General features: G+C 60.2%; 13 protein-coding genes. 7 read left to right on the top strand and 6 right to left on the bottom strand.

The genetic code is table 11. From position 1 onward, the window contains the following. Positions 1-193: 193 nt before the first annotated feature. The gene (locus H6851_17955) at positions 194-1129 is read right to left on the bottom strand and encodes a hypothetical protein (protein MCB9945489.1); all 936 of its coding nucleotides are present in this window, start codon (positions 1127-1129) and stop codon (positions 194-196) included. A gap of 354 nt (positions 1130-1483) precedes the next feature. Here H6851_17955 and H6851_17950 point away from each other — a divergent pair, with 354 nt between their 5' ends. The 6 genes from H6851_17950 to H6851_17925 all read left to right on the top strand — a co-directional run bounded on the left by H6851_17950 (position 1484) and on the right by H6851_17925 (position 7228). Then, on the top strand, positions 1484-1978 hold the full coding sequence (locus H6851_17950; protein ID MCB9945488.1) for an SUF system Fe-S cluster assembly regulator: 495 nt from the start codon (positions 1484-1486) through the stop codon (positions 1976-1978). A 3-nt stretch (positions 1979-1981) separates the two neighbouring features. Further along, positions 1982-3427, top strand: a complete 1446-nt coding sequence (sufB, locus tag H6851_17945; protein MCB9945487.1) for a Fe-S cluster assembly protein SufB — start codon at positions 1982-1984, stop codon at positions 3425-3427. A 26-nt stretch (positions 3428-3453) separates the two neighbouring features. Beyond that, positions 3454-4209: a Fe-S cluster assembly ATPase SufC gene (sufC, locus tag H6851_17940; protein MCB9945486.1), complete on the top strand. Its 756-nt coding sequence runs from the start codon at positions 3454-3456 to the stop codon at positions 4207-4209. Between the two features lie 7 nt (positions 4210-4216). Further along, positions 4217-5554 carry a Fe-S cluster assembly protein SufD gene (gene sufD, locus H6851_17935; protein ID MCB9945485.1) on the top strand — a complete coding sequence of 446 codons (1338 nt, stop codon included), beginning with the start codon at positions 4217-4219 and terminating at the stop codon, positions 5552-5554. A 4-nt stretch (positions 5555-5558) separates the two neighbouring features. Further along, the gene (locus H6851_17930; protein MCB9945484.1) at positions 5559-6773 is read left to right on the top strand and encodes a cysteine desulfurase; all 1215 of its coding nucleotides are present in this window, start codon (positions 5559-5561) and stop codon (positions 6771-6773) included. Positions 6774-6910: 137 nt separating this feature from the next. After that, entirely contained in the window at positions 6911-7228 is a 318-nt protein-coding gene (locus tag H6851_17925; protein MCB9945483.1) for an SUF system Fe-S cluster assembly protein, read from the top strand. 144 nt (positions 7229-7372) lie between these two features. Here H6851_17925 and H6851_17920 read toward each other — a convergent pair whose 3' ends face one another. From H6851_17920 to H6851_17905, 4 genes are all read right to left on the bottom strand, one after another. Further along, entirely contained in the window at positions 7373-9301 is a 1929-nt protein-coding gene (locus H6851_17920; protein ID MCB9945482.1) for a hypothetical protein, read from the bottom strand. Between the two features lie 239 nt (positions 9302-9540). Further along, positions 9541-10368 (bottom strand): carbohydrate ABC transporter permease, encoded by an 828-nt coding sequence (locus H6851_17915; GenBank protein ID MCB9945481.1) that lies wholly within the window; start codon positions 10366-10368, stop codon positions 9541-9543. Then, the gene (locus tag H6851_17910) at positions 10365-11243 is read right to left on the bottom strand and encodes a sugar ABC transporter permease (protein MCB9945480.1); all 879 of its coding nucleotides are present in this window, start codon (positions 11241-11243) and stop codon (positions 10365-10367) included. Before H6851_17910 ends, H6851_17915 begins: the two co-directional genes overlap by 4 nt. An 80-nt stretch (positions 11244-11323) precedes the next feature. Then, complete coding sequence (locus H6851_17905; protein MCB9945479.1) at positions 11324-12550, bottom strand: sugar ABC transporter substrate-binding protein; 1227 nt, start codon at positions 12548-12550, stop codon at positions 11324-11326. Positions 12551-12907: 357 nt separating this feature from the next. On the opposite strand from H6851_17905, the gene H6851_17900 reads away from it, so the two are divergent. Further along, positions 12908-13252, top strand: coding sequence for a carboxymuconolactone decarboxylase family protein (locus H6851_17900; GenBank protein MCB9945478.1), 345 nt, complete (start codon positions 12908-12910; stop codon positions 13250-13252). Between the two features lie 195 nt (positions 13253-13447). On the opposite strand, the gene H6851_17895 is transcribed toward H6851_17900, so the two are convergent. After that, positions 13448-13915, bottom strand: a complete 468-nt coding sequence (locus H6851_17895; GenBank protein MCB9945477.1) for an Lrp/AsnC family transcriptional regulator — start codon at positions 13913-13915, stop codon at positions 13448-13450. Positions 13916-13978 lie beyond the last annotated feature (63 nt).

The raw sequence follows: 13978 nt of genomic DNA, 5'->3' as shown, positions 1-13978 counted from the left end.
TCCTCCGTCGGCCGAATCGAGGGCGCATCGCGTGCCCTCCACGTCAATAGAGCCCTTTGCCTCCGGGTGGAACCACCTCCGCAGGGGGAAAATAAGACGATGGCTGTATGCAGGCGCTGTATACAGGGACAGGCGGGTGAGGGCACGCGTCAGTGCGCAAAAGTGCGCAAATATCGTCGGAGGCGACTTGCATTCAGGTGGCAAGGTGGCCCAGGGCGGCCATCGCGACCAGCAGCGAGGTGGACAATGCTGCCAGGGGGGCATCGTCGAGCGCTTCGCCAAACCTGTCATTGTCGAGGAGGTGGAGGATGCGGGCCATGGCGCCAAGGAGGAGGCTGCTGGCCAGCAGGGAGACCAGGCCATCGAGCAGGTCTGCCGAAAAGGGGTTGCCCATCGTGATGATGGTGGCAAGGCCGGCAGCCGTGAGCAGCAGAACCGAGCCCTGACGCATGAATTGTTCGGGCGCTGCCTCGATCCGGGTCATGCGCCAGACTCGATGGTTGTTCTCGATGGCGAGCAGAACGCCCGTGGCCGCTGCTGCCAGGCTGAAGCTCATGGGTATGTCGGCGCCGACGGCAACGCCGCCCGCTTCGGCGGTCAGCGCCCAGACCATGCCCTGAATGAAGCCGTGGATCGCGGGACGATCGTGAAAATGTGCACGGGCGATGTCGAGACCGATGATCATCACTGCCAGCAGGAGAAAGCCCCGGCCCAGCAACAGCCCGACGATGATCGGCAACAGGGCGAAGGCTGGCGAGAGGGGGCGCACCTCGGCCTGGCGTTCGAGCAGTTCCCTGCTGGGCGCCAGCACGAGTTTGCCGGCACTTGCGATGAACAATGCGGCCAGCACGGCGTGCAGCAGCGTGCCCGCTCCGAATGCCGGCGCGAAGAGAAGGGCGGCTGCCAGGAGAACTGTCTGGCGGCGGATCATCGGCGTGAGCCGGATACCCGATGACGAGTGATCCGCTGCCGTCGTGACGGACGGCAGCGGATATCTCCTGACGTTGATTTCCCTGCGACGGGCCGGAATGAGATGGATCGCTTGACGGGTGAAATGCTTGAGCCGTGACAGGGGCAAGGACAGTGGCGGGGATGCCTCCACCCGTCTGTCGATCAGTCGTGTCGCCATGATTGCCCTTCTTGCCGCTGTCGGTCAGCTTACCCGGGACCGAGTGACGACAGTCTGACCGAACATGGTTAACGAGTGGTTAACGGATGCAGGGGAATTGCATGTCGGATCGTCTCCGACTGCGGATCATGCCGGTGCAAATCGAAATGGGCGTTTCCTGGAATCGTTCCGATCTTGACATTTTGAGCGATGACGCCATTTTTCGAAAAAAAGGGGACCAGATCGGTGCTCTTTGCTGCAATGTCAAGTTCCGGGCTGCAATGTCAAGTTCCGGGCTGCAATGTCAAGTTCCGGGCTGCAATGTCAAGTTCCGGGCTGCAATGTCAAGTTCCGGCCTCCGGGAGGTGCGATCGCGTGATCAGACTGAGCAAGCTTGCCGACTACGGGATCGTCATGATGACCCATCTTGCCCGCGAGCAGCGGGTGCATGGTCGTTCGGACGAAGAAGGAGCGCAGTCGAGTGCCCAGGCGATCGCTTCCGCCACGGCGATCCCGCTTCCCATGGCGAGCAAGATCCTCAAGCTGCTGTGCAAGGCAGCGCTGCTGCGTTCGCAGCGCGGCGCGCGCGGTGGTTACGAACTGGCGAGTGCCGCATCGGCCATCACGGTTGCCGACATCATCGAGGCTCTGGATGGCCCGATAGCGCTGACCGCCTGCGTCGAGGACGGTGACAACGATTGCGGCATCGAAGCCCTGTGTCCGGCGCGGAGCAACTGGCAGAAAATCAACGGTGCAATCCGCGATGCGCTGGACGGCATCACCCTGCAGGACATGGCGGAATCGATACCGCAGCAATTCATGCTCGATCACGTGTCGGAACGGCACGGGTTAGCACAGGTCGTGGAGTAGACAATGGCAACCGCTCTTGAGACGGTCAGCGATTATTCCGGCAAGGAATACAAGTACGGCTTTGTGACCGACATTGAATCCGAACTGGCCCCGAAGGGGTTGAGCGAGGATACGGTTCGGTTGATCTCGGCCAAGAAGAAAGAACCCGAATGGCTGACCGACTGGCGGTTGCAGGCTTATCGTCGCTGGCTGACGATGGAAGAGCCCGCCTGGCAGAAGGTGACGTTTCCGAAGATCGACTATCAGGACATTCACTATTATGCCGCGCCGAAGGTGACGGAACGGCCGGAAAGCCTCGACGATATCGATCCGGAGATCCGCGCGACCTACGACAAACTCGGCATTCCCATCAAGGAGCAGGAGATTCTTGCGGGCGTGGCGGTCGACTACGTGTTCGATTCGGTTTCGGTGGCCACCACCTTCAAGAAAAAGCTCATGGAGCTCGGAGTCGTCTTCTGCTCGATGTCGGAGGCGGTGCGGGAACATCCGGAACTGGTGAGGCGTTACCTCGGATCTGTGGTGCCCCAGGGCGACAACTACTTTTCGGCGCTTAATTCCGCCGTATTCTCCGATGGCAGCTTCGTCTATGTGCCCAAGGGGGTGCGTTGCCCGATGGAGCTTTCCACCTACTTCCGCATCAACGAGATGAATACGGGCCAGTTCGAGCGCACGCTGATCATCGCCGACGAGGGCGCCTACGTGTCCTATCTCGAAGGTTGCACGGCACCGATGCGCGACGAGAACCAGCTGCATGCGGCGGTGGTCGAACTCGTGGCTCTCGACGATGCCGAGATCAAGTATTCCACGGTGCAGAACTGGTATCCAGGCGACGCCGAGGGCAAGGGCGGGATCTACAACTTCGTCACCAAGCGCGGCGCCTGCCGCGGCAGGCGCAGCAAGATCAGCTGGACCCAGGTCGAGACGGGATCGGCAATCACCTGGAAATACCCGTCCTGCATCCTTCAGGGCGACGACTCGGTGGGCGAGTTCTATTCTGTGGCGGTCACCAACAATCGCCAGCAGGCCGATACGGGCACCAAGATGATCCACATCGGCAAGCGTACCCGTTCACGTATCGTTTCCAAGGGTATATCGGCCGGGACATCCGACCAGACCTATCGCGGCCTGGTCCGCATCCAGAAGGGGGCGGAGGGCGCGCGCAACCATACCCAGTGCGATTCGATGCTCATCGGCGATCGCTGCGGCGCTCACACGGTGCCCTATATCGAGATCAAGAATCGCTCGGCCAGGGCCGAGCACGAGGCGACCACCTCCAAGATCAGTGACGACCAGCTCTTCTACTGCCGCAGCCGCGGGATCAGCGAGGAAGATGCGGTGGCACTGGTGGTCAATGGCTTCTGCCGCGAGGTGATGGACGAACTGCCCATGGAGTTCGCCGTCGAGGCTCGCAAGCTGCTGGGCATTTCGCTCGAAAGCAGCGTCGGCTGACGCACACTGTTTTTTTGGAATTGGACATGCTGAAGATCGACAATCTGCAAGTTGCCATCGAGGGCGAGGACAACCTCATCCTCAAGGGCCTGTCTCTCGAAGTGAAGCCGGGTGAGGTGCATGCGGTGATGGGGCCGAACGGTTCCGGCAAGAGTACGCTTTCCTATGTCCTGGCGGGTCGTGAAGGCTATGAGGTCCGGGGCGGCAGCGTAGCTTTCGATGGTCGGGACCTGCTGGAAATGGAACCCGAGGAACGAGCCGCCGCCGGTGTCTTCCTAGCCATGCAATATCCTGTCGAAATTCCCGGTGTGGCCAATAGTTATTTCCTGCGTCAGGCGATGAATGCCATCCGCCAGGCTCGCGGTGAAAAGGACATTCCCGCTGGTGAGTTCATCAAACGCCTGAAAGAAAAGGCGGAACTCGTCGGTGTCCGCCCGGAACTGCTCAAGCGCGATGTCAACAGCGGCTTTTCCGGCGGTGAGAAGAAACGCAACGAGATCCTGCAGATGGCCATGCTTGAGCCGAAGCTGTGCATCCTTGACGAGACCGATTCGGGGCTGGACATCGACGCGCTGAAGACCGTGGCCGACGGCGTCAACCAACTGCGCGATCCGTCCCGGGCGATGATCGTCATCACCCACTATCAGCGACTGCTGGACTACATCGTTCCCGATGTGGTTCACGTTCTGGCCGACGGCCGCATCCGCAGGACTGGCGGCAAGGAACTCGCCCATGAGCTGGAAGCGTCCGGCTACGAGAACATTCTCGGCGAGGTGGCCTGAGGCAATCATGAGCGCTGTACACAGTCATCCTCCGATTCAGGCGTTCCACGACCTGTTCGCCCGGACCACCGGCGCGCTTGCCGGCGGCAAGGGGGCCTTGACCGGCTTCCGGCAGAAGCGTTTCGACAGTTTCGTGCGGGCTGGTTTTCCCAGCCAGCGAACCGAAGCCTGGAAATTCACCAACATCGCCCGCCATGCCAATGTTCCAATGGTCCTGGCTCCGAATACCGAAATCGCCGTCAACGATTATTCTGCCTGGTTCTGCGGTGGTCATGCGGCAAGGCGGATGCTTTTCGCCAACGGCCATCATCAGCCGGATCTCAGCCATGTGCGCGGCATGCCGGCCGGTGCGAGCATGCGCAGTCTCGACAAGGCCCTTGACGACAGCGATGTGCGGGAATCGATCACGGCTTTCGATGACGGCCGCAGCTTCACCGATCTCAATGCAGCGCTCATGCAGTCCGGAGCCGTGATCGATGTGGGCGATGGTGTGCATGTCGATTTTCCGCTTCAGCTGCTGTTCGCCACGACCACCTACCAGAGCGCGTCGTCGATGAGTCATCCGCGTATCCTCGTGCGGCTGGGCAAAGGTGCGCGTCTGCATCTGGTCGAGACCCATACGGCTATCCGCGATGGTGCTTCGTTCACCAATCTCGTCAGCCAGATCGAACTGGGCGAGGGGGCAGAGCTGGTGCATGACCGTCTGCAATTCGGTCGCGACGGCACAACCATCGTGTCCAAGGCCGACATGCGCCTGCACAAGGACGCGCGGATCCGGCAGACGCTGGTGACGTTGGGTGGTGCCATGATACGCAATGAGAGCGAGGTTCATCTCGACGGCACCGGTATCGACGCGCAGCTCAACGGAACGTTCATGCCGACCGCGCGTGAACATGTCGACAACATGATCCGCATCCATCATCTTCAGCCCGATTGCCATTCCGATCAATTCTACAAGGGTGTGATGGATGGCCACGGGCGAGGTGTGTTTGCCGGCAAGATCGTCGTGCATCCCGATGCCCAGAAGACCAATGCCTTCCAGACCAACAACAATCTCCTGCTCAGCGACGATGCCGAGATCGACAGCAAACCCGAACTCGAGATCTATGCAGATGACGTCAAGTGCAGTCATGGAGCGACTTGTGGCGATCTCGATGAGACCTCGCTGTTCTATCTGCGCAGTCGCGGTCTTGACGAGGGAACGGCGCGCAGCATGCTCACCTATGCCTTTGCTGGCGAGGTGATCGAGCGGCTGGCCGATCACGGCGCGCGCCAGCTTGGCATGCGCCAGGTGTTCTCGCGCCTTCCGGGCGGCGACTCGCTTGCAGGTATGCTGGGGGAATGAACCGATGGATGTAGCGGCCATCCGTGGGGAATTTCCCATTCTGCAGACCGAGATGCATGGCCGTCCGCTGGTCTATCTCGACAGTGCCGCCTCGACGCAGAAACCGCGCGCGGTGATCGAGGCGCACAAGCACTTCTATGAGCACGATTACGCCAATATTCATCGGGGTATCTACGATCTCTCGCAGAGGGCCACGGCCGCACATGACGAGGCGCGGCGCAAGGTGCAGCGCTTCATCCATGCTCCAAGCGAGCGGGAGATCATCTTCACCCGCAATGCCACGGAAGCGCTCAATATCGTTGCGGAGTGCTTTGCCGCGCCGAGACTTGAGGCTGGTGATGAAATTCTTGTTACCGAGATGGAACACCATGCGAATATCGTTCCCTGGCAGATGGTGGCTGCCCGTACGGGGGCCCGAGTCGTCCCGGCACCCGTGACGGATGAGGGCGAGATCGACATGGACACCTTTGCGGGGTTGTTGTGCGAACGTACCCGGCTGGTGTCCGTGGCCTGGGTGTCGAACGTGCTGGGGACCGTCAATCCGGTCGAGGAGATCATTGCCCTCGCTTCGGCACGGGGAATTCCGGTGGTGCTCGATGCAGCCCAGGCGGTGCAGCACATGCGCGTCGATGTTGGTATGCTCGGCGCCGATTTCATCGCCTTTTCCGGGCACAAGATGTATGGCCCCTCGGGTACGGGTGTGCTTTGGGGACGCGAGGAGCATCTCGAAGCCATGCCACCCTATCAGGGCGGCGGCGACATGATCGAGCGGGTGTCCTTCGGCGGCACGACGTGGAACGAGCTGCCGTTCAAGTTCGAGGCAGGGACGCCCGATATCGCTGGCATCGTCGCTCTCGGTGCCGCGATCGACTGGATTGATGCCATCGGGATCGAAGCCATTGAGACGCATGAGACGGTGCTTCTGGCTTACGCAATGCGTGCTGTCCAGCAGGTGCCGGGACTGCGCGTGCTGGGTACGCCGCGCAAAAAGTGCAGCGTTATCGCCTTCACGCTCGAAGGTGCGCATCAGCAGGACATAGGCACCATGCTCGACCTCGATGGTATCGCCATACGAACCGGGCATCACTGTGCCATGCCGCTGCATGAGCGGTTCGGGTTGACCGGCAGTGCGAGGGCTTCTTTCGCAATCTACAACAATGAGGCGGATGTCGATGTGTTCGTGCAGAGTCTCCGTCACGTTGCGGGAATGTTCCAATGAGTGAGAAGTCTGGCGTCCATGGTGGACGTGACGACCTGCGGGAAGAGGGGGACGAGGCCATGGAACGCGCGCAAGCCATTCTCGACGGAACGACGCCGGCATCCGGGACCGGCGGCGGGAACAACAGCTCCGAGCGCATGGCTGAAGTCGAACAGATCGGCGAGGCGATCGTCGAGCAGTTGCAGACGATCTTCGATCCGGAAATTCCGGTGAACATCTACGAACTCGGACTAATCTACCGGATTGATGTGCACGACGATAATTCCGTCACGGTGGACATGACCCTGACATCGCCGCATTGTCCGGTGGCTGAAAGCCTGCCGATGGACGTGCAGCACAAGGTCGAGGCGATCGAGGCCGTCACATCCTGCGAGGTCCGCATCGTCTGGGAGCCGCCGTGGCATCCCTCCATGATGACCGAGGAAGCCCAACTCGAACTGGGCATGATCTACTGAATCCATTCCCGACGGTGGGCCGGGACCGACCGGCCGGTTGCAGTTCGGGCATCTGGATGAACCGGGCGGTACATTGTGTCGAACCGGTGAAATCTGACATTGCCGTTGTTCGGCGTCCGGTCAGGTTCCCGTTCGCATCGGTCCTCAGTTGTCTGCCACGAAATCCGGTACCAGAGGCGAGTCGATGGCCTGGATACCCGCAGGCGGAGAATTGCGCACGACCAGCTTCTGGCGGTTCTGGCGCAGTTGCAGGGCAATGGCACGGGCCGTCTTGGGCTGTCGGGCGAGATAGGCCCAGTCACCGTAGTCCACCACGAGCATCTGGGCCTGCAATGTGCTCTGGGCAAGGCTGCGCAACCGGGCGGTGTCGAAGGTGACCGAACGCATCAGCGAATAGGGGGAAGCCACCATCATCGCCTGGGCGATCCGCCCTTCATAGGTCGACTGGTCGAAATCGTTGACGTTGATGATGACCTGACGGCGTGTCAGATGCCCGTGGGTTTGCAGCAGGGCCAGGTAGGGGTCGCGGACCACGGGCCTCGCCAGGGTGGTCAGGGAGACATCGAGCAACACATGGACTCCCGGTGAAAGGTTGCCTATCGACAGATCGTCAATCACCAGTTCGAGCATGTGCTGGTCGACCGCGCGCATCACCTGGTCGGTTGGCAGGTTGCCGTGCATCATGGTCCGGATGGCTTCCTGACCGGCCGAGTTGGGGGTGGCGTAGACGTGATCGGTCGGCGTGAGGTCCGCGAGGTCGAGCGATCGATAGGTCACGCCGATGCGCGGCAGATTCTTGCTCAGCGTCCGCTCCGATGTCGAGCAGGCGGCGGCCTTGCGTTCGCGAAGGGCGGCAGTCACCAGGTCGGGCGAGTCCCGGCTGGCGATTTCCGCCCTGGGCAAGGGGCGCGGCGCGGGCACCTTATTGGCAATGGCTGTTTCCTTGGGCGGTACAGTACGAACCGCTTGCGCCGGCTCGTCATTCCCGAACAGCCTTGCCATGATCTTGAGTGTGATTTCACGGGTCTTGCCGGCCGCGGTTTCGCTACCGGTGCTGAGCCATGCAATCAGGTAATCGCCATTGTTCAGCCGGACGAAACTGTCATTGGGCTTGATGCTGTGCCGGATCACGGATTCGAATGTCTGGTGAACGGTATTTTCGAGACGGTGGTACTTATCGCCGAGACGGTGGCGGATTTCATCGAGTGTGATGCCGTGCAGCGCCCCGGTGATGGGGACGCCTTTCGAATCCAGACCTTTGAAACCGCTGAGCAGTCCGGAACCGGCCATGTCGACGGCCTGGGTCATCTCCGTCTCGGTGAGGAACCGGACCAGCCATGCCCGGTTTTCCGGCGAAGAGGGAAGCGGTTTGACGAAGATCCGCGCGTCTCCGGAATTGTTCTTGATGTGGACGGCTAGTTCCACATTCTCGACCATGCAGCGTCCGGTACGGATATCGAAAAGGGGATCTTCGTCTTCGGTGTAGATCAGGCTGTCGACATCCTTGCCGATGAGTTCGGATGCGGGCTGCCCGAACATGACGGCGAACGGATCAGCACAGCGCCGGATCACGCCGGACTTGCCCACGATTGCCAGCGGGCAGCGGGACTGGTTGAGCAGAATTCCAGCGACCTGTTCAGCATTGCGTTGGGCCTGAAGCAGACGCAGTGATACGGAAGCGGCGGTCAGCCGCTGGACCACGTCGCAGGTCAACCGGGGCAGAATGTCGATGATCGCGAGATTGTCGTTGAAAACGTCGCGGATGCCTTTCCCATGTATGAGCTTTTGTGCCTCGCTGTTGCGGCTGAGCGCGATGACGGGCCTGCCCATGGCAGCCTCGACCAGGAACGCCGCCTGCTTTTCCGCCTTCTCCGGGATGACCGACAGGATGGCGACGATGACGGCCAGCGGACGCGTCAGGAATTCAGGCAGCAGGCTTTCCATTCGCGAACCGGAGATCGGTGTCAGGTTGAGGTCCCGCTCGAACAGCTTCGATACCTCCTCGACGCGGCCGGGAGGCGCATACACGAAGACATCAAACTGGGCTCCCTCGAAGGAGAGCTGGCTGGTCATATGGACTCCATCGACATTGACACAATTTTTCAATGGAGAGTGTACCAGACAAATCACAACAGGATGTTAACGGTCATGTACAAGACAACGGCGATGGATATTCGTGAAATTCCACAACAGCGCACGCTCTGTTGTTTTCTGATATATTTTGAAATTAACCACGTAACACTTGTCACCAAGTTGATAAATTATTACGATGACAGGTTAACCGCATGGGTGAAGAGCTGGCTGCCCGGACGCTACTTGACCGAACCCAGCGCCAGTCCCTTGACCATGAAGCGCTGCAACCAGCTGAAGACCACGGCGACGGGCAGGGTAGCCAGCAGCGTGGCAGCCATGACATGGTCCCAGTTGACCTTGTAGGCAGCGCCGACGAGGGAATAGATGCGTATCGTCAGCGTGTAGCTTTCCTGCGAGCGAAGCAGGGTGAAGGCCAGCACGAATTCGTTCCACGTGTTGACGAAGGTCAGGATCGCCGTCACGGCAAGCGCCGGCACCGCCAGCGGCAGGAAGATCAGCCGCAGGCTTTGCAGCCAGTTGGCTCCGTCGATCCAGGCTGCCTCCTCAAGCTCCAGCGGGATGGTGGCAAAATAGCTCTGCAGCATCCAGGTGGCGAACGCCATGTTGAATGCGCCATATGCCAGGATGAGACCCACCGGCTGGTCGACGAAGCCCATCGCCGCCATCATGCGAAAGATGCCCAGCACCAGCACGATCGGCGACAGCATCTGGGTGATGAGCAGGAACTGCCGATAGGCGGGCTGTCCCCTGAAACGGTAGCGGGCCATGGCATAGCCTGCGGGAATGGCTGCCAGAAGACACAGGACGACGGAACTGCCCGAGACAACCAGGCTGTTCATCAGCGCGTGACCGAAGCCGATCTCGTTCCACATGTCGACGAAGTTCGACCACATCAGCTTGCTGGGCAGCCATGTGGGGGTAAAGACGAAGATTTCGCTGCGCGGCTTGAGTGCCGTCGAGAGCATCACCGCATAGGGAAACAGGATCACGATCACCAGCGGCATGAAGATGATCCAGTAGAGGACCGAACGGATCAGCTTCTTCATGCCGCTTCCTCCCGGCGTTCGCGCATCAGCATGCGGGCATAGATGATGGTGAAGGTGAGCAGGATTGCAAACATGACCAGCGACATGGCACTCGCGTCACCGATCCGTCCGTAGCGGAAGGCCAGCTTGTAGAGATAGGTGACGAGGATGTCGGTGCTGTTGGCGGGGTCGCCCTGGGTCATGACCCAGATGATCGGGAAGGAGTTGAACACATGAATGATGTTCAACACCATGGCGATGTTTATGAACGGCCTCAGCAGAGGAAGGGTGAGGTTGGTGAAGCGCTGCCAGGTGGTCGCCCCGTCGATCCTTGCCGCTTCGTAGATGTCTTCAGGCAGGGATGACAGCCCGCCGATGAAGACCGTCGTCGTGAAGGGGATCGAGACCAGGATGCCGATGGCAATCTCTACCGGAAAGGCGATTTGTGCCGTTGCAAGCCATTCCACCGAACGACTGAGAATGCCCAGATCCTTCAGCGTCTGGTTGACCATGCCGTACTGGCCGTTCAGCGACCATGTCCAGACAATGGCCGTCATCGTCAGCGAAACGGCCCAGGGTAGCATGATGATGACCCGCATCAGCCCGCGCCCGTAGAAATCGTCGTTGAGCATGATGGCGATCGGTACCGAGAGGATGAGGGTGCCGGCGACCACACCGACCGTCCAGACAAGCGTGCGTGCGAGAGAGGCCCAGAAGATCGGATCGGAGGCAAGGGTGACGAAATTTCCGAACCCGACGAAATCCCGCAATTTGCCGAAACGGTTGACTTCGTGTGTCGCCGCCATGACGACATCGAGAATCGGATAGCCGATGATCCAGAATGCGAGGAGCAGGCTGGGGACGATCATCAGCCACGGGACTACGGATTTCTGCATCGCCGGGGGCCATATTGTTATTGGCAGTCATCCCGCAACCACTTGCGGTTGCGGGATGCAGCATGTTGGGCTTCAGGTCTTCAGTCGAGAATGCCGTCGATCTTCTGGGCGGCCTCGCCGAGGGCTGCGGCACTGTCGGATTCACCGAGATAGATCTTTTGCAGGGCTGCCTTCGTCGTGTCGGCGATCTCCTGCCAGTTGGCCACCAGCGGTGCGAAGTGGGCGTACGGCAGCATGTCGGTGAATGCCTTGAGCTCGGGATCATCGGCGAAATGCGGGTCGGCGGCTACCGAATTGAACACCGGCAGGAAACCTTCCTTGAGCGTGAACTCGCGGCGCCACTTGTCGGAAAAGGCGGTCTCCTCGAGAAACTGCCATGCTTCCTGCTTCACCTGGCTGGAGGCGAACATGACGATGCTGTCCGTCACGCCGTATGTTGCCGGCTGGGTGCCTTCGGGAATGGCGGTGATGCCGTATTGGAGGTCGGGCGACTCCTCTTTGAGCTGGCCGCGCAGCCACGGGCCGGACAGGATCATGCCGACCTTGCCTTGCTTGAGCAGGCTTTCGACATCCTGACGGTTGTAATTGGTCACCGATGGCTGGGTAAGGCCGGAATCGATCAGGTTCTTGTAGATATCGGCCGCCTTGATCGCGGCATCGCTGGCGATGCCGCTCTTGCCGTCGACGATGATGTCGCCGCCCTCGCTCCACAGGGAATAGTACCAATAGGCATCGGTCTCAGTGTCGCCGCCGCCCTGGAGGCCAAAACCGTAGATGTCATCGCCAAGGTCGGAGATCTTCTTTGAGGCATCCGCCAGTTCATCCCAGTTCTTGGGGGGATTCCCGACGCCGGCCTTCTCGAAGAGATCCTTGTTGTAATACATCGCCCGCGCCGAGGCAGCGACCGGCAGTCCGTACACCTCGCCATCGATCGTCGACGGCGACATGAAGGTGCCGATGAAGCGCTCCTTGAATTCATCGCTCATGTAGCCGGATAATGGCTCCACGATGTCGTTGTCGACGAAATCCACCAGCCAGCGCGTGCCGATGATCGAAATGTCGGGAGCGGTGCCGCCGGCGATGTCGGTCGTGAGCCGCTGCTGTAGGGCACCCCAGGCGACGTCCTCGATGACGATATCGATGTCAGGATGGGCGGCCTCGAAATCCTTGGCCATGCCCTCGAAGATCGGCGCGGTCTGGTCGCTGTAGTGCGACACGATGACACGGACTTCGGTCGCGGCCTGAGCGGTGCTGGCGGCTGCCAGTGCAATCAGGGCCACGCCACCGTTGAGCCATCGACTTGTCATTGCTTTCTCCTGATCCCGGTTAGGCGTTGTTCTATGGCAGTCACATTAACTGCTCCTGTCACCTTAGCAAGATGGATACCTTCTCGATGCCGGACATCCGACCTGGTGCTTTTCACGGAGGATGTCCGGACAATGAGACCTCTTTGATCGATGCATGGATACAATCGTCCCTCTTGCATTAACCATTCCCGGTTTGCAACTTGGTTTTTTGCAACCTTCCGGCTGTCTGCCGAAGACGAGGTGTGGTCCGGCATTGAACTGGATCAATGCCGGATGTGTGGAGCGGTGATAGCCGGTCGGCAGTGGCAGGTCATCGATTAGCCCGAGCCGTTGATTAACCCGAAGGGACGCACGACAATGTCCGTGGACTATCTCGCTCTCGAAAAGGACTATGTGGCCCGTTCCGCTCTCCTCGCAAAAGCAGGCGGCGAGCCGATGAAGGCCTTTCGTGCCCTGGTGCGTTCGGTGGGTGGCGACAGTGCCCTCAGCCACAAGCACAAGGAACTCATAGCACTGGCCATTGGCGTGGCCATTCGCTGCGAGGGCTGCATCGTCTTTCACGTCCGTGCTTGCATCAAGGCTGGAGCGACGCGTGACGAACTGGTCGACATGCTGGCCGTCGCCGTGGAGATGGGCGGCGGCCCGAGTTCGGTCTTCGGTGCCCAGGCACTGGAATGTTTCGATCAGATGGCGGCCGGCTGACACGCCGGTCGTTCAGGTGGTATCGGGCCAGATGTCGGGGTGTGCGCTGGCGAAGGTATCGTTGGTCAACCCCAGCTCCTCCACTCGTGCGACGAGCGGCCAAGTGACGATATCGAGTTCGAGAAGCACCTGATCGGCTCCCTGAGTGGGTCACATGACCTCTCGGCAATGTTGCAGCCTGAATTTGCCGGACTTTCAGCCATTCACCAAAGGCAGGCCACGGGGAGCCATGATGGTGCGCAGCACGAAGCTGGAGCGCATGCGGGCGACGCCGGGCAGGCGGGTGAGCTGTTGGCGGTGGATACGTTCGAAATCGGCAGGTCCCGATGCGGCAACGCGCAGCAGGAAATCGGCGTTACCCGCCATGAGATGGCATTCAAGCACGTCCCTGCAATCTCGCACGGCATGTTCGAACTGATCGAGTGCATCCTCGGACTGGCTGGCCAGGGTAATTTCGACGAAAATCGTCGTCGGTCGACCAATGACCGCCTGATTGAGCATGGCCCGATAACTGTCGATGACGCCGGCTTCTTCCAGCCGGCGGAGGCGGCGATGACAGGCGGATGCCGAAACGCCGGCCTTGTCGGCCAACTCGGCATTGGTCATGCGCCCATGGTCCTGCAATAGTTCGAGAATGCGTCGATCGGCAGCGTCGAGTTCAATCATGTGAGATTTCTTGTCATGTTTTGGCAATTCTGCGGAATAATCTTCACCTGTCGATAGGTT

Source organism: Geminicoccaceae bacterium (assembly GCA_020638465.1).
Taxonomy (GTDB): Bacteria; Pseudomonadota; Alphaproteobacteria; order Geminicoccales; family Geminicoccaceae; genus JAGREO01.
The sequence above is the reverse complement of the archived record's forward strand: the minus strand, read 5'-3'. Positions and strand labels throughout refer to the sequence as shown.

Excerpts from the sequence above, each read along its gene's own strand:
- sufB (MCB9945487.1), top strand. The coding sequence starts at position 1,982 with ATGGCAACCGCTCTTGAGACGGTCAGCGATTATTCCGGCAAGGAATAC.
- H6851_17955 (MCB9945489.1), bottom strand. The coding sequence starts at position 1,129 with ATGGCGACACGACTGATCGACAGACGGGTGGAGGCATCCCCGCCACTG.
- sufD (MCB9945485.1), top strand. The coding sequence starts at position 4,217 with ATGAGCGCTGTACACAGTCATCCTCCGATTCAGGCGTTCCACGACCTG.
- H6851_17900 (MCB9945478.1), top strand. The coding sequence starts at position 12,908 with ATGTCCGTGGACTATCTCGCTCTCGAAAAGGACTATGTGGCCCGTTCC.
- H6851_17905 (MCB9945479.1), bottom strand. The coding sequence starts at position 12,550 with ATGACAAGTCGATGGCTCAACGGTGGCGTGGCCCTGATTGCACTGGCA.
- H6851_17915 (MCB9945481.1), bottom strand. The coding sequence starts at position 10,368 with ATGAAGAAGCTGATCCGTTCGGTCCTCTACTGGATCATCTTCATGCCG.
- H6851_17925 (MCB9945483.1), top strand. The coding sequence starts at position 6,911 with ATGGCTGAAGTCGAACAGATCGGCGAGGCGATCGTCGAGCAGTTGCAG.
- sufC (MCB9945486.1), top strand. The coding sequence starts at position 3,454 with ATGCTGAAGATCGACAATCTGCAAGTTGCCATCGAGGGCGAGGACAAC.
- H6851_17920 (MCB9945482.1), bottom strand. The coding sequence starts at position 9,301 with ATGACCAGCCAGCTCTCCTTCGAGGGAGCCCAGTTTGATGTCTTCGTG.
- H6851_17930 (MCB9945484.1), top strand. The coding sequence starts at position 5,559 with ATGGATGTAGCGGCCATCCGTGGGGAATTTCCCATTCTGCAGACCGAG.
- H6851_17910 (MCB9945480.1), bottom strand. The coding sequence starts at position 11,243 with ATGCAGAAATCCGTAGTCCCGTGGCTGATGATCGTCCCCAGCCTGCTC.